Annotated in this window: 12 protein-coding genes; 5 read left to right on the forward strand and 7 right to left on the reverse strand. The window is 36.8% G+C overall.

Going from position 1 to position 18,204, the window contains the following annotated elements; translation table 11 throughout:
- Window positions 1–91 precede the first annotated feature (91 nt).
- The gene (locus tag BLT04_RS18205; protein WP_089757208.1) at window positions 92–901 is read left to right on the forward strand and encodes an enoyl-ACP reductase FabI; all 810 of its coding nucleotides are present in this window, start codon (window positions 92–94) and stop codon (window positions 899–901) included.
- 130 nt (window positions 902–1,031) lie between these two features.
- Here the strand turns inward: BLT04_RS18205 and BLT04_RS18210 are convergent, their stop codons facing one another.
- The 7 genes from BLT04_RS18210 to BLT04_RS18240 form a co-directional block, all read right to left on the reverse strand.
- Window positions 1,032–2,471, reverse strand: coding sequence for a glycoside hydrolase family 30 protein (locus BLT04_RS18210; RefSeq protein WP_089757209.1), 1,440 nt, complete (start codon window positions 2,469–2,471; stop codon window positions 1,032–1,034).
- A gap of 38 nt (window positions 2,472–2,509) precedes the next feature.
- Window positions 2,510–3,319: a glycoside hydrolase family 16 protein gene (locus tag BLT04_RS18215; protein WP_089757210.1), complete on the reverse strand. Its 810-nt coding sequence runs from the start codon at window positions 3,317–3,319 to the stop codon at window positions 2,510–2,512.
- 227 nt (window positions 3,320–3,546) lie between these two features.
- On the reverse strand, window positions 3,547–5,769 hold the full coding sequence (gene bglX, locus BLT04_RS18220; protein ID WP_089757211.1) for a beta-glucosidase BglX: 2,223 nt from the start codon (window positions 5,767–5,769) through the stop codon (window positions 3,547–3,549).
- 86 nt (window positions 5,770–5,855) lie between these two features.
- Window positions 5,856–7,316 (reverse strand): glycoside hydrolase family 30 protein, encoded by a 1,461-nt coding sequence (locus BLT04_RS18225; protein WP_089757212.1) that lies wholly within the window; start codon window positions 7,314–7,316, stop codon window positions 5,856–5,858.
- Window positions 7,317–7,334: 18 nt separating this feature from the next.
- A complete protein-coding gene (locus tag BLT04_RS18230) occupies window positions 7,335–8,186 on the reverse strand; it encodes a hypothetical protein (RefSeq protein ID WP_089757213.1) in 852 nt (283 codons plus the stop codon).
- A gap of 12 nt (window positions 8,187–8,198) precedes the next feature.
- Window positions 8,199–9,719, reverse strand: a complete 1,521-nt coding sequence (locus BLT04_RS18235) for a RagB/SusD family nutrient uptake outer membrane protein (RefSeq protein ID WP_089757214.1) — start codon at window positions 9,717–9,719, stop codon at window positions 8,199–8,201.
- Window positions 9,720–9,730: 11 nt separating this feature from the next.
- On the reverse strand, window positions 9,731–12,631 hold the full coding sequence (locus BLT04_RS18240) for a SusC/RagA family TonB-linked outer membrane protein (RefSeq protein ID WP_089757215.1): 2,901 nt from the start codon (window positions 12,629–12,631) through the stop codon (window positions 9,731–9,733).
- Between the two features lie 177 nt (window positions 12,632–12,808).
- Here BLT04_RS18240 and BLT04_RS18245 point away from each other — a divergent pair, with 177 nt between their 5' ends.
- The 4 genes from BLT04_RS18245 to BLT04_RS18260 all read left to right on the forward strand — a co-directional run bounded on the left by BLT04_RS18245 (window position 12,809) and on the right by BLT04_RS18260 (window position 18,176).
- Window positions 12,809–14,002 carry an MFS transporter gene (locus tag BLT04_RS18245; protein WP_228421997.1) on the forward strand — a complete coding sequence of 398 codons (1,194 nt, stop codon included), beginning with the start codon at window positions 12,809–12,811 and terminating at the stop codon, window positions 14,000–14,002.
- A gap of 16 nt (window positions 14,003–14,018) precedes the next feature.
- Entirely contained in the window at window positions 14,019–14,807 is a 789-nt protein-coding gene (locus BLT04_RS18250) for an NUDIX hydrolase (protein ID WP_089757332.1), read from the forward strand.
- Between the two features lie 89 nt (window positions 14,808–14,896).
- Entirely contained in the window at window positions 14,897–16,075 is a 1,179-nt protein-coding gene (locus BLT04_RS18255) for an acyl-CoA dehydrogenase family protein (protein WP_089757217.1), read from the forward strand.
- Between the two features lie 154 nt (window positions 16,076–16,229).
- Window positions 16,230–18,176 carry a T9SS type A sorting domain-containing protein gene (locus BLT04_RS18260; RefSeq protein ID WP_089757218.1) on the forward strand — a complete coding sequence of 649 codons (1,947 nt, stop codon included), beginning with the start codon at window positions 16,230–16,232 and terminating at the stop codon, window positions 18,174–18,176.
- Window positions 18,177–18,204: the final 28 nt, after the last annotated feature.

Here is an 18,204-nt window from a genome sequence, read left to right on the forward strand (position 1 = left end):
ACGGAGCCTTTTTATACAAGGCTCCGTTTTTTATTATGCTCTAAAGACAAATTATTGCTACATTTGTAGTATTAATAAACATTAAAAAATTATGTCATACGGTTTACTTAAAGGCAAAAAGGGAATTATTTTTGGAGCCCTTAATGAACAATCAATCGCATGGAAGGTTGCAGAAAGATGTCATGAAGAAGGCGCTGAATTTATCTTATCAAACGCTCCTATTGCTTTGAGAATGGGAGAACTTAATGGTTTGGCCGAAAAAACAGGCTCTGACGTTATTGGTGCAGATGCTACTTCTATCGAAGATCTTGAAAAGCTTTTTGATGCTGCAATTGCAAAATTCGGGAAAATAGATTTTATCCTGCATTCTATAGGAATGTCCGTAAATGTAAGAAAAGGAAAACATTATACTGAAATGAACTACGACTGGTTGGAAAAAGGTTGGGATATCTCTTCCGTTTCTTTTCACAAGGTAATGCGTGTGGCTTGGGAAAAAGACTGTATGAATGAGTGGGGAAGCATTCTGGCGCTTACTTATATTGCAGCTCAAAGAACGTTCCCTGATTATAATGACATGGCGGACAACAAATCTTATCTTGAAAGTATCGCAAGAACATTCGGGTATTATTGGGGTGAGAAAAAAGTACGTGTGAACACAATTTCCCAGTCTCCTACTCCAACTACTGCAGGAAGCGGTGTGAAAGGCTTCGGAGGTTTCATGGGTTATGCTGAAGATATGTCTCCGCTAGGAAACGCTACCGCTCTTGACTGTGCCAATTACTGTGTAAGCATGTTCTCTGACCTTACGAAAAAAGTGACCATGCAGAATCTTTTCCATGACGGAGGTTTCAGCAGCTCAGGAGTTACGCAGAAAGTAATCAATAAGTATGATGTTGAATAATTAAGAATTATTCTCAAATATATAAAACCAAAGCAGATTTGCTTTGGTTTTTTTTGTGAGATGTAAATATAAGATAAATCGGCGGCACCTTTGGTGCCGCCGATTTTTAAAATAAATGTTAATATGAAGTTTATAAAATTACTGTTTGTATAGAATGTGCGGGTGCAGATAACTTTGCTGACATTCCTTCAATCCATAGATTGGTATCGATATCATTATCGGAATCATTCATGATGACGGTAACTAGCTGTCCGTTTTCATTCATGAAAGTTGTTGAGGTTAACGCAGCTCTGTTGGATGAGGTTCCGATTCTTTGAGCATTTGGCTTAACGAATTTTGAAACGTGCCCAACATAATAATATTCATAGGTATAATGCACTTCTCCGGTTTTCGTGTCCGCAATAATAGGTGCAAAACAGAAATTTCCAACATGATTCGGCCCGCCGGTTTCGTCCAGAAGCACATTCCAGTCGGTCCATAAAGCGGTTCCTTTGTTGAAATCGTTGATCATATTTCTTCCGTATAATTCCCCTAAGCTCACTTCGTTAATTTTAGACCTATCAAATTGCTCTTTACAACCTTCCGTAAAAGCTAAAAACTTATCTGGAAAAGCTCTTTGAGTTTCCAGTAAATTATCGAAAAGCTGCGTTTTGTTATTCCATGTTTCGTACCAGTGGTAGCCGATTCCGGAAGCATATTTTGAAGTTTCGGGATCGCTCAACGTTGTTGTGGCTCTTTGATAGATTAAATCACGGTTGTGATCCCAGATCATCACTTTTTTATCTTTAAAACCATTTTTCCAAAGGGTTGGTCCCAAATTATTTTTAAGAAAAGCACCTTCCTCTTCCGCAGTGTAAATACAAGATTCCCAGGTTTGGGTTGCCATTGGCTCGTTCTGAACCGTCAATCCCCAAACATTGATTCCTCTTTTTTCGTATTCTTTGATGAATTTCACATAATAATCTGCCCAGGTTTGATAGAAAGCATTTTCCAATCTTCCGCCTTTCAGCATGCTTTTGTTCGATTTCATCCAGGCTGGTGGGCTCCAGGGAGAAAAATAGAAGGTAAAATTATTTCCGATCGCCTTTTGAGCTTCTTTGATCATCGGAATTTTATACTTTTCATCATGAGAAACATTGAATGATTTTAATGAATTATCATTTTCCGTTACATACGTATAAGAATCACTTGAGAAATCACATGAATTCATATTGGTACGGACAACCGTGTATCCCAAACCGTTTTTTCCATAATAAGCGTCGATAATTTCTTTCTGCTTATTCTTTGGAAGCTTATAAAAAGTTTCTGCAGCAGCATCTGTGATTGCCCCACCGATTCCGATAAGTTTTTGATATTTAAAATCAGGATCCACAAAAATACAGGCATCAACTTCTTTAGGCTGATCCATTTTTTCGAATTTTACAGTTCCTTTATCAACCATTTTTTCATTGGTTTTAGAACTTGTAAGAATCACTTTCGCTGTCTTTCCTGCGTTTTTTTTCCAGTAATTTTGAGCATTGGCAGTAAAAAACATACCGGCTACAAAACAACTTACAATTATTTTCTTCATATTTCTTCTATTTAATTGAGAGAAAACCTCTCACTTCATTATTTATTCTCATAGACTCTTACATAATCTATCTCATATTTTTGAGGAAAAATCGTATCATCGATTCCTTCCTTTCCGCCCCAGGTTCCTCCAATTGCGAGATTTAGAATAATAAAATACGGACGGTTAAATGGCCATGCTTCATTGGTTTTTTCTTTATTCTCGTAAGTAAAAAACTTTTGATCATCAATATAAATGTCGATTTTTTCGGGGGTCCAATCTGCTTTATACACGTGAAATTTTTCACTGGCATCTTTTACTATCAATGTGTCTGTTTTCTGAGACCCGATGATATGGTTGTATTTTTTAGTATGTACCGATGCATGAATATATCCCTGATTATATCCCACATGCTCCATGATATCCAGCTCACCGTCGTCCGGCCATTTCTTCATATTTTCACTCATCATCCAGATGGCAGGCCATGTTCCGCGACCTTTCGGAAGCTTTGCACGCACTTCAACCGTTCCATATTGAAAGGCAAATTTTCCCTTCGTTAAAAGTCTCGCGGAAGTATACTTACTGTTTTCCCAATTTTCTTTTTTGGCTTCAATAACAAGATTTCCGTTTTCCATTCTTGCGTTTTCCAAACGGTTTTTGGTATAAAACTGAGCTTCATTATTTCCAAAACCACTGCTACCGACATCATAATTCCATTTTGTGGCATCGGGTAATCCTTTTCCGTTAAACTCATCATTCCAGATTAATTTTCTGTTGGGATCGGGTTTGTTTGAAGCACAATTTAACGATGAAAAAACCAAAGTTCCGCCAATAACTAATTGAAAAATATGTTGAAGTTTTGTTTTCAAAATTTTGAATTTTATGATGATTATTTTCAGCGTTTGTCATTGGCTACGCCGAATCTAAAGATTTCTGACGAAGGAAGAATCTCAAATCCGTTTTAATAGATTCTTCTATACGCTGCGCTTCTTTCAGAATGACAAACAATGCTTTCTATTAATGCTCTTATAAAAAACGTTCAGTCTTTTACCACCAAAAGCGGGTTTTATCCCGCTCGTGTTAAAAACTAATCCTATTATTTATTCCAGTTAATTCTTTTTGTCTGAACATGCTGAGAATCGGTTCCGACCATAATGTCAAATTCCCCGGCTTCCCAATCATAATTCAGTTCATCATCATAAAATTTAAGATTTTCGGGAGTCAGCGTAAAATTTACCGTTTTACTTTCCCCTTTTTTGATGAATATTTTCTGGAAACCTTTCAGTTCTTTCACCGGTCTTACCACTTTTCCGAATAGATCTCTGATGTACAGCTGCACCACTTCTTCACCGTCATAATTTCCAGTATTGGAAACATTTACACTGATATTTAATGTCTGATTTCCTTTAAGATTTGTCGAACTTAAATTCATATCAGAATATTTAAACTGAGTATAGCTTAACCCATACCCAAAAGGGAATTCCGGATCATTATCTAAGTCGATGTAAGCCGAAACATAATTTCTGTCTGTATTATTTTTCGCGGGTCTTCCCGTATTATAATGATTATAGTACACCGGAATCTGCCCTTCTGTTCTTGGGAAAGTCATTGGAAGCTTTCCACCAGGATTTACCGTTCCGAAAAGGACATCTGCAATAGAATTTCCCGCTTCCGTTCCCAGCCACCAAGTGTATATGATCGTCGGAATATTGTCTGCAGCCCAGTCAAAAACCAACGGTCTTCCTGCATTGATCATTAAAACGATCGGTTTTCCTGTTTTTGCAATTTCTTTCAATAAATCTTCCTGAACTCCCGTGAAATGTAAGTTACTTCTGCTTTTTGCTTCGCCGCTCATTGCTGAACCTTCGCCTAAAGTCATAATCACAACATCTGCTTTTTTTGCCGTTTCCACCGCTTCTGCAAACATGGATTTATCCTGATCATCAACGTTGGCGCCTTTTGCGTAGAGTAAAGTTGAATTTTTGTCTAACTGATTCTTAATTCCGTCAAACTGAGTGATGATTCTTTGATTATCATCTTTAAAAGCAATCGACCAGAAACCGTGGTTTGCAGAAGTTTCTTTTCCGAAAGGTCCGATCAACGCAATTGTTTTTGTAGATCTAGAAAGAGGAAGAATATTCTTTTGATTTTTAAGCAAAACAATACTTTTTGAGCCAAATTCTCTTCCGAATTTTCTGTTTTCCTGATTATTTAACTGTTCTTTCTGTCTTTTTTCGTTGCTGAATCTGTAAGGATCATCAAATAATCCCATCTCGAATTTTTTAACTAAAATTCTTCTAGCCGCATCATCAATTAATTTAGGATCAACTTTTCCTTCCTGGACCAATTTTGGGAGTTCAGCCATATAAGCACGGCTTTCCATATCCATATCGCTTCCTGCATTAATCGCTTTTTCGGCAGCTTCTTTGTTGTCTTTTGCGTAACCGTGAGGCACCATTTCGCCGATACTTCCCCAGTCTGAAACTACAAACCCCTGATAGTTCCATTTTCCTTTTAAAAGATCTCTTAAAATGTATTTGTTTGCCGTTGCCGGAATCCCGTTGATATCATTAAAAGAGTTCATAAAAGTGGCAACACCCGCTTCTGCTGCTGCTTTGAAAGGTGGCAGATAAGTTTCGTTTAATTGTCTTAAGCTCATATCAACAGAATTATAATCTCTTCCGCCAACTCCGGCTCCGTACGCTGCAAAATGCTTTGCACAAGCCATAATCGCATCAAGATTTCCCAAACCTTTTCCCTGAAAACCTTTGATTCTTGCCAAACCAATCTGCGTTCCCAAGTAGGTATCTTCCCCTGAACCTTCCATTACTCTTCCCCATCTCGGATCTCTGGCGATATCGACCATTGGGGCAAACGTCCAGTGAATTCCGTAGGCTGAGGCTTCTGTTGCGGCGATTCTTTCAGATTTTTCGATTAAACCTAAATCCCAGCTCGCGGCCTGCCCTAAATTCACGGGGAATGTTGTTCTGTATCCGTGAATGACGTCCTGACCGAACAGCAAAGGAATTTTTAATCTTGATTGTAAAGCTAATTGCTGAAATTTTCTGGTTTCTTCTGCTCCCGCTACATTCAGCATTGAGCCAACTTTTCCTTTTTTAATTTCATCTAAAACTGTTGCAGAATTGGAATTCTGAGGACCTGTCGCATATTCAAAACCGCTATATTGAACGAGCTGCCCTACTTTTTCTTCCAACGTCATTTTAGACAACAGCTCAGAAACCTTCTGATCGATTGTCTTTTGCCCATACGCATTCATCCCAAATGCTGATAATAGTAATAAGAACGAAATTTTCTTCATTTGAAGTTTTATTTTAAGGTCATTTGAAATCACAAAATAGACAGACTTTTAATTAAAAAACAATGCAGCGATTTCATGATTTTATTTTAAAAAATATAAGTTGCTGTTGAGACTCCCGGCATTGTTACGGAAGCCGTTTTCTGATTATATTTAATGTTAAATGTCTTGTCTGTCGTATTGCTGTTCTGTACAATTAAAACAGTTTTTCCCGCAGGAGTTTTAAATGCCACCGTTGAAAGGTTATCCCCTTGCGAAGAAGCTATTCTCTGAGAATTTACAGGAACGAATTTTGAGGCATGAGCAATAATATAATAGGCAACATTTTTGTCATAACCTGAGCCTCCTGTCACCGTAACTGCACCTTTACACTGTGTACAGCCACCTGGTGTATGAGGTCCGAATGATGCGTCATTTGCCACATTCCATTCTAATGCTGTTCTGCTCCAGTTTCTCATTGATCCAATAATAACATTTTTCACGTGCCAATCCAAATCTCCGGAGAAATTTCCTGTAGAACTCGTCCATTGTTCTGTGAAATATAGGTTTTTATTAGGAAATAAATTATGAACATTATTTAAAGCCGAAATATCCCCCGCATATAAATGGAAAGCAGAACCGTCAACATATTGATTGGCTGCTGTATCATTTAAAATACTTAAAGGATAAACGATATTGTCACAATTGTGATCATAAACAATAATTTTAGTATTGATATTGGCAGCCTGAAAAGCCGGACCTAAGCTATTTTTAATAAAAGTTCCCTGATCCGCAGCCGTCATATACATGCTTGGATTGTTTCCGGGGTGCAATGGCTCGTTTTGAGGAGTTACGGCATCAATTTTAATTCCCTGAGCCTGCATTGCCTGAATGTATTTCACAAAATATTGCGCATATACATTATAATATTCAGGTCTCAAACTTCCACCGATGCTGTTTCCGTTGTCTTTCATCCAAAGCGGGGCCGACCATGGTGTTGCTAAAATTTTAATATTCGGATTGATCACCAAAATATCTTTTAGCATCTGAATAAGCGCCTGATCTTTATTTAAGCTAAATTGTGAAAGAGTAAGATCAGTCTGTCCCGTTGGTAAATCATTGTAAGAAAAAACTTCACTGTTGAGATCGGAAGCTCCAATGCTTATCCTTAAATAACTTACGCCAATACCTGTACTGCTGAATAAATCATTTAATAATTCTTGTTTTTTGGAAGCCGAAAGCTGATTAATGACCGCCACACTTCCTCCTGTAAGCGTATATCCGAAACCGTCAACCGTCTGAAAAACCTGTGAAGGATCAATTTCTACGGTAGTTCCTGAGCCGGAAGCATTAGAAAAATACGCTGTACTTTGCTGCTGAAGCTTTACGGATTGATCCCCTTTTGTTATCCAGACTTCAACAGGGTCACCTGTGGAATTTCCGCCGCCGTTTGTGGGATTTTCATTATTTGAAATATCCGAAGATGTACTGCTACAGTTTAAAAAAGAAAGAAGTGCTACACCGCAAAGCGCAGCACCTCTAACGAAACTATATGAATATTGTAATTTCATATGATATTTTATGGTTAATTATTGCATTCTACGGAACTCAACTTTGTCGATACTTAAGCTGTTAACGGTTTGTCCGCCGCATTTGATTACCAAATAGACAGTTCCTGTTGCGGTAGCTGTATAAACACCTCCGTTTTTAGAAGAATTACACCCTACAGATGAAACTTTTCCTCCGAATTTGCTTGTACCACAACCATCCCATGTATTAATATTTCTGTAAACAGGTCCGCTGACATCCTGTCCTGAAGCCGGAATACTGTTTAAAACATACACTTCAAACCATGTATTTACCAAAGGAGTATCAGAAGATGCCACCATATCAATAGAATATTGTTTTCCTGCTTCTACACTTACAGCCTGATAAATTGCCTGCTGATTGTTTCCGGTTGCCACAATTGTAGCATTACCATTAGCAAAAACCCATTGTGCGCCAGAAGGGCTGATAATATGTTTTGACCATTTTGCAACTTCATCAGGAGTATCAAATCTTCCCCCTTGAATCATATTTCCTGAAACGGGATCCGATGTAGGAACAACGATAGTCTGGCTCGCCGTACCAGCAACCTGACCTCCAATTCCTACAGCCTGGTGCTGAATAACATAAGTACCTGCATCCGGAAGGAAAATATCCTGTGTGCTTTTTCCTGTGTTATAACCATCGTCATCGATATTCCATTTTGAAAGAATATAATTGTTGGTAGCCGCTTTTAACTGGTATCTGTTTTCTGCTGTTTTTGTTGCTGTAAATGATGCATCTACTGCTTCCTGTGAAAGCCCGTTACCTTCCTCGACAGTATCCGGCGTGCAGCTGGCCAATAAAAAAGCCGCCGAACATAATAAAAGGCTTTTATTAATATATTTAGTTATCATATCTATCAAAAATTAATAATTAGGATTTTGTTTAAGGATTGTTCCTGTAAGCTCTGTGTAAGGAATAGGAAGAATTTCATTTTTCCCTGCTACAAAACCTCTTGAGGCTAATTTTGCCGGCGCTTCACCCCATCTTACCAAGTCAAACCAACGGTGGCCTTCTCCTACCAATTCTCTTCTTCTTTCGTCTTTAACGGCTTGCATAGAAATAGGAACCGATGCCAGACCAACTCTTGCTCTTACCGCGTCTAATAAAGCCTGAGCCCTTGCGCCTGAACCATTCAATGCTTCAGCCTCCATTAAATAGGTATCAGCTAATCTGAGATAGATATAGTTTTGACGATAATTTAATTCTGCAGGGCCGGGAAGTGTTGTTACTTCATCCTTTGTAGGCATATATTTGTTCAAAAAGTATCCTGAATCCATATAAGCCGGCGAATAATCTGCTTTACCTTGCTGTTTAAGAAGCTTAACATTCAAGATGGTTGCATTCATTCTTGGATCTCCCTGCATAAAGTTGAATAAATCAGGAGTAATAGCATTAAATGCCCAACCGGCAACAACGTCCGGCGCATCAGTTGTTATTTTGCTGTAACCTCTCGGAGCCACCATAATGTTGATAGAATTGCCTTCATCATTACCCTGCCCCCAGAAACTCCAGTCTGAATTTCCTTTATTGGTATGCATTACCTCAAAAATAGATTCTGTAGTAAATTTATTATCTGTTACCCAAAGGTCTGCAAAATTTGGCACTAATTTATATCCGTATTGGCTTGTACCTCCCGGCGTTCCGTTTACTTCAGCAAATTGTGCTGCGGCTTCAGCTTTTTTATTTTCATATAAATATACTTTTCCAAGCAATGCTCTTGCTGCACCTTGTGTAAATCTTCCTCTCTGATCCCCTGAAACCGTCATAGGCAGATCTGGAACGGCGGCCGATAAATCAGCTTCTATCTGAGCATATACGTCATTAGGGTTTGCCTGAGGAATATTATAATAGTCGTCGTTTGCATTAATTTCAGTAAGAATTAACGGAATATTTTTAAACATTGTTAATAATTCAAAATAATATAATGCTCTTAAACTTTTAGCTTCTGCTGTGAATCTCTTCTTGATTGCATCACTCATATTAGCCTGAGGAATTTTTTCAATCAAAACATTGGTTCTTGAAATTCCCTGATAATAATCTCTCCAATAGCTTGCCGGCATGGTATTAGGGTTTATCTGATAATTTGAAAGCCCCTGAATTCCGGCTCCGTCTGTAGAGCTTCCTCCTCCCGCATAAAAATCATCGGATCCTGCATTGAAAAATGTCACCATGTTTTCAAAACCTCCCGCATATTTTCTTACCGGATCATAAGCTCCAACGAGGGCAAAAAAACATTCTTGCTCATTTCTGAAGAAATTACTTGTATCAAATGCACCAAGATTTTTTACATCTTCAAGATTATCAGTAGTACAGGCAACGTTCATTAATCCTGTTCCTAGTAATAATGATGCTGCTATGCTTATTTTAAATATTTTATTTTTCATTTTAAATCGTATTAGAATGTAACATTTGCTCCAAAAAGGAAAGTTTTAGCCTGAGGGTAATATGCTCTGTCGATACCGAAGCTGTCACCGGCAGCAATTTCAGGATCGTATCCTGTGTATTTTGTAAAAGTGAAAAGATTTTCAGCAGTTACATAAAAACGAAGTTTACCCACACCGAAATTTTGTGTCATGCTCACAGGAAGCGTATATCCCAGCTGAACCAGTTTTACTCTTACATAATCTCCTTTTTGCAGATAATAATCTGACATCCAGGTGTAATTATGGTTTGTATCATTCGTTGTAACTCTTGGCGTTGTGTTAGAAGTTCCTTCCCCTGTCCAACGATCCAAAATAGCCGTCTGATAGTTTGCATTTAAAATATCAAGACGTCTAAGACCCTGGAAAATCTTGTTTCCTGCCTGTCCCTGGGCAAAAACCATGAAGTCCCAATTTTTATAGTTAAGATTTACCGTCATACCAAAAGTATATTTCGGAACAGAATTTCCTAAATTTACTTTATCAGCATCAGTGATTTTTCCATCTCCGTTACTGTCTGCCCAGATAAAATCTCCGGGTTTTGCATCAGGAAGTATCAGCTGGCCGTTTGCATTTCTATAAGCATTAATTTGATCCTGATTCTGGAAAATACCTAAATTTTTATATCCGTAGAAAGAGCCGTAAGATTCCCCAACCTGAATCCTGGAAACAGGACCCATTGACTGAAACCCTGGCCCGTCGATATATAATCTTCCCTGCTCAAGGCTTGTAACCGTATTTTTCAGATAAGCAAAATTTCCGTTAACTGAAACTCCGAAATCTGTCCAGTTTTTCTTGTATCCTAATTCCACTTCTACTCCTTCATTTTCCATATCTCCGATGTTTGCGGTCGGAGCAACAGTCACCCCAACATAACCAGGAATCTGAACCTGTCTTAAGATATCTGAAGTTTTCTTTTTGTAATAATCAACCGTTAAATTGAAATTATTTAAGAATTTAATATCTGTTGCAATATTCAGCTGAGAAGTAGATTCCCATTTCAGATCCGGGTTTGCCAGCGTATTAGGAATATATCCAGGCATAATTACGTTGTTTCCGTTTGTGTAATTGGCTCCCGGTACATAGAAGTTGGCAAACAGGAAATCTCCGATCCCGTCATTTCCTAAAACACCGTATCCTCCACGAATCTTTAATGTATTAACGATTTTATTTTCAGGCCAGAAATTTTCTTTATCCACATTCCAACCTACAGAGAATGCAGGGAAATTTCCCCAATGATGGTTTGCACCGAACTTGGAAGATCCGTCACGTCTGATCGTTCCTGTGAATAAATATTTATTTGCATAATCATACACAACTCTTCCAAAATAAGATGCTTTATGTGTATTAATATTATCCCAGGCATTCATATTTTTCTGATCCTGAGGAACATAATAATTAAACGAAGCATCTTCATAGCTGCTGATCGGCAAATTTGTATGCGTTACAGTTTGTCCGAATCCGATGTTGTATTCGTAATAACCTGTTCCTGCCAAAACATTTAAACTATGCTCGCCAAATTTTCTTTGCCAGTTTACTGTATTTTCAAAACTCCACTCCAGTTTTTGTTGTGTTGTTCTGCTTAAGCTGTTGAAATTTAAATTACTGTAATTTGGATTTAAATAGAAAAGCGGTGTAAAGCTTTGGTTTCCCCAATACGCTTTTTTACCGTTAATTGATGATTTGAAAGTAAAATCTTTCGCGAATTTCACTTCTGCAAAAATATTGGCAATAAAATCATCAGACCATCCGCTGTTTCCTAATTGTGTATATCTGAAAGCAAGCGGGTTAGACATTTCCTGACCAACCAAAGTAGAAATTCCGTAAGGATTTCCATAAGGATCTCTTACAATATTAGGATTTGAATAGGTATTTGGATTTACAGTAGACATATCGGTTACAACCGTAGGCGTTGTAGGATCTAAGTTTACGGCAGAGCTCAAAGGTCCTCCAAATTCACCATTTGCATTAATTCCTTGAGATTTTGTGTGGGTATAAGCAAAAGTTTGCCCAACTGTTAACCAATCTGTAACTTTATGAGTAGAGTTTAAACGCCCTGTTAACCTTTTGTAATAAGAAATATCACTCATAATGATACCTGTCTGATCAAAATATCCGAATGAGCCATAGAAAGTAGACTTTTCGTTTCCTCCGCTGATGCTTACCTCATGGTTTGATCTTTCTCCTGTACCAAAGATAACATCCTGCCAATCTGTTCCTTGCCCTAAAGATTGTGGATTCTGGAATACAGGGTTCTGCCCGCCATTTACATAAGCTTCATTTAAAATGGTTCCGTACTGAGTTGCGTTCAGAAGATCTAGTTTTCTTGCAGCTCTTGCTGTACCATAAAACCCGTTATAAGAGATATTTAATCTTCCTTTTTTACCTTTTTTAGTCGTTACCAAAATTACCCCTCTTGCGGCAGATACACCATAGATTGCAGAAGAAGCACCATCTTTCAATACTTCCATGCTTTCGATGTCTGATTGATTAAGCCAACCGATACCATCTACAACAATCCCGTCAACTACCCAAAGCGGATCGTTGTTTGAATAATAACTCGTAATACCCCTTACACGAATTGTCGCTGCAGAGCCAGGCTGCCCGGAGTTCGAGATTACATTCACACCGGCAGCTCTCCCCTGTAAAACCTGTTCAGGCTTACCGGCCGGAATATTTTCAATGTCGCTGGCTTTAATACTTGAGATCGCTCCTGTTACATTACTCTTTTTTTGAGTACCATAACCGATCATTACCACTTCCTCAATTTTTTGCTCTTTTGGAAGCGTGTCTTTGGCCGTGTTCTGGGCACTGAAATTTGCAGTAAAATATAGCACTGCAACCATTCCCAAACTTCTAGTTATTCTTACATTCATATACAGTTAGTTTTTTAATTCTCAAATTGAGACAATAAAAATATATTTTTTTTTAAATAATTAACATTATATTAATAATTATTTTAATTTTTCGTTTATTTTTGGGGGTTGAAAGGCATAAATTTTAGCCAATAAATCATAATTTTTCATAAAAAATCAATAAAAAAGATCCCCAAAATGATATCCAAGCCGGCCAATATTTCACTTCCGTTAAAACTGACTTTTCTAATTTTTTCAATGGTTTTGAACTGTATGGGCATTGTAATTCTTCAACTTTCGGAGGCGAAAATCACATATGATAAATTGGGATTTTTAGAATCTTTTAAGGATCTTCCAATTGCGTTTATTTCACTTTTTGCCGTTAATTTTATCAGTAAAATCGGGACAAAAAAGGCATTGATTTTTGCGTTAATTGTTGTCGGAATCTGCTCCGCAATATTACCTTTTGTTGAAGTATTCTGGTTTTATAAACTTTGGTTCGCAATAATTGGGACGTGCTTTGCAATCGGTAAAATTTGTGTTTTCGGAATTATCCGGAATAACATTTCTGACGAAAAATCGCTCGCGAAAACCATGAATAGCGTTGAAGCATCATTTATGATCGGTATTTTTGTGGTCAATACAGGCTTTGGATGGCTTATATCAAGTCAGTACTCCGAATTTTGGAAATTTGGCTTTTTGTCGATTTCGGTTTTATCGTTACTTACGATTTATTTATTTTCAAAATTACCAATTTCAGAGCCTGAAAAAACTGAAAACAAAGGCATTATCTCTGATTTATCAGAATTTGTAACGCCTTTAACAGTTTCTTTTTTAGGCGTCATTTTCTTTATCGTTTTTGTTGAGCAAAGCTTTAATTCCTGGTTGCCGTCATTCTATAAAAATCATTTAAAGGTTAATTCTTTTTTTGCACTTCAGGCATCTTCATTTTTAGCACTTTTCTCTTATGTGGGGAGAACAATTACATCCAGCATCATCCAAAGATTCTCATTATCAAAATATTACACATTATGTTTATCATTAATTGTAATCGTCTTAACCGTCATCTTGGGAATACAGTTTTTATATTCGGAAAATTCGCTTGTATTACTGTTTTTATTCCCTGTGATAGGCTTATTTCTTTCACCACTTTACCCTGTAATCAATTCTAAAATGATTTCAAAGATCAATAAGGAAAAAATTAATCTTTTTACTTCATTAATAGTAATTTTTTCTTCACTGGGAAGTTCTGTAAGTTCCATTATCATGGCATTATTATTCGGAAAACAGCTTTTGAGCTTTTATCCGTTATATATTTTACTTGCTGTAACTGTGCTACTTATAATTAGTTTGATTTATTTTAATTTTGCTGAGAAAACATATAGAAAATAATTTTATTTTTACTGTCATGGAAATCAAGGATACAAAAAACAAAGAAACATTACGGGAACTTATTGATACAAAAGACTTTGTAGCTCATGTATCGGTGGATTGCACCATTTTTGGTTTCCATAATAACATTCTGAAAGTCTTGTTGCTGAAGTATCATGACCTTGATTTGTGGTCTCTTCCCGGTGGTTTCGTGTTTAACGATGAAGATCTTCGTGAGGCTGCAGCACGTGTTTTGCATGAAAGAACACATCTTAAAGATATTTTCCTAAAACAGTTCCATACTTTCGGCAGAATCGACAGAACGGAGAATAATGTTCATCAAATCCTGCTTAATAACAAAGGAATTAAAGTTCCTAAAGATCACTGGATTTTCCAGCGGTTTATCACAGTCGGTTATTGCAGCTTGATTGATTTTTCGATTGCCAATACATTTCCTGATGCATTTAACGAAACTTGTGAATGGTTTGAGGTGAATAAACTTCCAAAAATGGCATTCGATCACGACAGAATTATCGAAACCGGGCTCGAATATCTTCGTATGAATATCAATACCGAAGTTGCGGCCAGCAATCTTCTTCCCGAAAAATTTACGATGAAAGACCTTCAGTCTCTTTATGAAACAATTTTAGGAGAAAAATTCAGGCGAAATAATTTCCAACGTAAAATATTGAGCTTAAACATTTTAGAAAGACTGGAAAAGCTTTACGACGGTTCTGCCAACAAAGCGCCATATCTGTATAAATTTAAAAACAGAATTTATAATCCGACCAATCACTACCCGTTTTCGAATGAAGAAGAGGTCTAAAATTTTTAGTTAAATCTATCTTTAAAAAGACATTCAAAAAAATTTTCCTGAAATGATGAAAAGTGCTATTTTTAGGAAAATTAAATTACATGTCATATTATCCTCTTACAAGCATTCCAGACTATTACGGAATTGATGCTTTACTTACCGAAGAACACAAGCTGATCCGCCAATCAATAAGAGAATGGGTCGAAAGTTTTGTAATGCCGCAAATCGATCAGGCTGCACAAAACCATACAGATTTACCCAACTTAATGAAGGAATTGGGAAAAATCGGTGCGCTTGGGCCTTATATTCCTGTTGAATACGGCGGTTCCGGGTTAGATCAGATTTCGTACGGTCTCATTATGCAGGAATTGGAAAGGGGCGATTCTGCGGTACGTTCTGCGGCTTCTGTACAGAGTTCTCTGGTGATGTTTCCTATCAATGAATTTGGTTCTGAGGAACAAAAAAGAAAATATTTACCTCAGTTAGCTTCCGGTGAAATGATCGGTTCTTTTGGCTTAACAGAGCCTAACCACGGGTCAGATCCCGGTTCTATGGAATCTCATTTTAAAGATATGGGTGATCATTATCTTTTAAACGGTGCCAAAATGTGGATTACCAACGCGCCTTTATGTGATATTGCTGTAATTTGGGCTAAAAATGAAGAAGGAAAAGTACAGGGACTGATTGTAGAAAGAGGCATGGAAGGTTTCACAACACCTGAAACCCATAATAAATGGAGTTTAAGAGCTTCAAAAACAGGGGAATTGGTATTTAATAATGTAAAAGTTCCTAAAGAAAATCTACTTCCCGGAGTTACAGGATTAAAAGGCCCTTTATCATGTTTAAATTCAGCAAGATACGGGATTTCATGGGGTGTAATCGGTGCTGCAATTGATTGTTATTGCACTGCCGTTCAATATTCAAAAGAAAGAAAGCAATTCGGGAAACCCATCGGCTCCTATCAGTTACAGCAGAAAAAATTGGCAGAATTTTTAACTGAAATTACTAAAGCTCAGTTACTTTGCTTACAATTGGGAACACTTAAGAACGATCATAAAGCAACTCCTGCACAAATTTCTATGGCAAAAAGAAATAATGTGAAAATGGCTATTGATATTGCAAGAGAATCACGCCAAGTCCTTGGAGGAATGGGTATTATGGGTGAATTCCCGATGATGAGACATGCCGCAAACCTTGAATCTGTGATTACTTATGAAGGTACGCACGATGTTCACTTATTGATTACAGGAATGGATATTACGGGTTTCAATGCTTTTTAAAATTAAAATATAAATAATGAAGAGCCTGGTCTGCTTACCAGGCTTTTTTATTGGTCAATGCAGAATTTGTATTCGACGAATAATTATTAATTAAACAAAGTAGTTGCAATTTTATTAAATAAAACTAATTTAACAACCAATAAAAATATGAATTATGAAAAAGATTAATCTTTTATTATTAAGTCTTGTTTCACCGTTTTACTTTTCGCAACAGGCAGGCGATGTAGTAAGCTTTGAACAAAAACTTGATTTAACGCCGCAGGGAGCCGTTAATTTTATCGCAAGCAGTCTCGGAGAAGAAAGCACGCCAGATTTTGTGAATTATCTGAATGGTTTTAATATCGGCTTGAAAGCTTTCAAAATCACTTATTACACTAAAAACGAAAACAATACGCTGGTTAAAGCAACAGGTCTTGTGATGTTTCCAAACGTAAATTACAAGCTTTCCACGGTTGTTTCCGAGCATGGCACAACAGATACCAGAAATAATGTTCCATCCAATCTAAAAGGTACTTTGTATGGTGGCTTTGTTGTTGAACTTTCATATGCCCTTAACGGTTATATTGTGATGGCACCTGATTATGTAGGGATGGGAACAGGCGATGGTACACATCCTTATGTACACTATCCTACCGAAGCCTCAGCTACTGTCAATTTCGTGGCTGCAGCCAATAAAGTTTTAACTCAGTTAAACATAAAAAGGTATGATGAATATTTCCTGACCGGCTATTCTCAAGGTGCTCACGCTGCAATGTCAACTTTAAAAAAGTTAAATATTTCAAATCCCAATAACCTGAATTTCAAATATGCTTACATGGGAGACGGACCTTACGATTTTTCGGGAGTAACTTTGCAAAAAGGAATCATTGAAAAAGATGTTTATCCGTTTACAGCATTTTTAGCTAATGTTGTAAATACCTGTAATAATGTAGGTTATAAAACTTATACTAACAATATTTCAGAGGTGATTTCTGCAGAATACCTTGATAAATATAACGAAAATGTGATCAATGAGCATGGTGGATTATTATGGGGACCATTGATTTGGAGAAAACTTTTCACAACAAATTTCGTTAATGATGCCACAAATAATAACAACAGCAAACTAAGACAATGCTTACGGGCTAGCGATGTTTACGATTGGTATAACAAAACCCCGATGACGTTGGGTCATTCTACGGTAGATCTTGCAATTCATCCGGAAAATACCTCCAAAACAATTGATACTCAGCGTGGTTATTATCCTTGGTGGGACTTGAATAAATACAAGCTGGAAGCTTTTTATTGGGGGCCTTTAGGACACGCAGGAGGAATTTTACCTTTTGTGCTAGCGTCAAATGCAAAGTTCAATTCTTTAAGAAGTGGCGGACTTTTCAATGAATGGGCAATGTTAACTTCAAAAAATACCGGAGAAAATCAACCAAAAACAAATTCGCTGTTTACTTCTCAGATTAAACCGGATGTAAAAGACATGAATCTCGTTGAAATTACAGATTTTAACACCCAAAAAGCTGAACGTAAAGCAATAATTACCAACAACTTATCAACCTTAAAAGATGGTGTTTATTTGTTAAAAGTTGCCGAAAATAATACAGATAAATTTATTCCTTATATCAAAAATACCCCTCAGATTATAGCTGAAAATCAAATTGTTACCTCTGAAAACAATAATATTTTAAGCTTAAAGATCAATACTGATGATATATTATCGGTAAATATCTTTGATAAAGACAAAAATTTGGTTAAAAGTATTTCAAAGGAGCAATTTAAAACAGATGGAGGAATTAATCTAAATGATATTGATAATCAAAATCATACGTTTGAAATTGTTACTCAATTTTATAATCTTCAATTTGATAAACAAATCAACGGACTTGCTTCAGAAAATACAGCGGAAGTTTACACTCAAAATCACCAGGTTTTTGTAAAATCGAAAAATGAAATCAAAAATGTTACGATTTATAGTATTTCCGGTGCATTGATTCAAAATCAGGAAGTTAAGAAAACTCAATTTGAATCAAACAGCTTACAATCAGGCATTTATTTGGTCCAAATCACGGTAAGCAATGGCAAAATAATCAATAAAAAAATACAGCTGTAATTCCTGCAGTTTCCTTTATATCAATTGT

The sequence above is a fragment of the Chryseobacterium soldanellicola genome (genome assembly GCF_900100115.1).
GTDB lineage: Bacteria > Bacteroidota > Bacteroidia > Flavobacteriales > Weeksellaceae > Chryseobacterium > Chryseobacterium soldanellicola.

Excerpts from the sequence above, each read along its gene's own strand:
- BLT04_RS18205 (WP_089757208.1), top strand. The coding sequence starts at position 92 with ATGTCATACGGTTTACTTAAAGGCAAAAAGGGAATTATTTTTGGAGCC.
- BLT04_RS18210 (WP_089757209.1), bottom strand. The coding sequence starts at position 2,471 with ATGAAGAAAATAATTGTAAGTTGTTTTGTAGCCGGTATGTTTTTTACT.
- bglX (WP_089757211.1), bottom strand. The coding sequence starts at position 5,769 with ATGAAGAAAATTTCGTTCTTATTACTATTATCAGCATTTGGGATGAAT.
- BLT04_RS18225 (WP_089757212.1), bottom strand. The coding sequence starts at position 7,316 with ATGAAATTACAATATTCATATAGTTTCGTTAGAGGTGCTGCGCTTTGC.
- BLT04_RS18230 (WP_089757213.1), bottom strand. The coding sequence starts at position 8,186 with ATGATAACTAAATATATTAATAAAAGCCTTTTATTATGTTCGGCGGCT.
- BLT04_RS18235 (WP_089757214.1), bottom strand. The coding sequence starts at position 9,719 with ATGAAAAATAAAATATTTAAAATAAGCATAGCAGCATCATTATTACTA.
- BLT04_RS18240 (WP_089757215.1), bottom strand. The coding sequence starts at position 12,631 with ATGAATGTAAGAATAACTAGAAGTTTGGGAATGGTTGCAGTGCTATAT.
- BLT04_RS18245 (WP_228421997.1), top strand. The coding sequence starts at position 12,809 with ATGATATCCAAGCCGGCCAATATTTCACTTCCGTTAAAACTGACTTTT.
- BLT04_RS18250 (WP_089757332.1), top strand. The coding sequence starts at position 14,019 with ATGGAAATCAAGGATACAAAAAACAAAGAAACATTACGGGAACTTATT.
- BLT04_RS18255 (WP_089757217.1), top strand. The coding sequence starts at position 14,897 with ATGTCATATTATCCTCTTACAAGCATTCCAGACTATTACGGAATTGAT.
- BLT04_RS18260 (WP_089757218.1), top strand. The coding sequence starts at position 16,230 with ATGAAAAAGATTAATCTTTTATTATTAAGTCTTGTTTCACCGTTTTAC.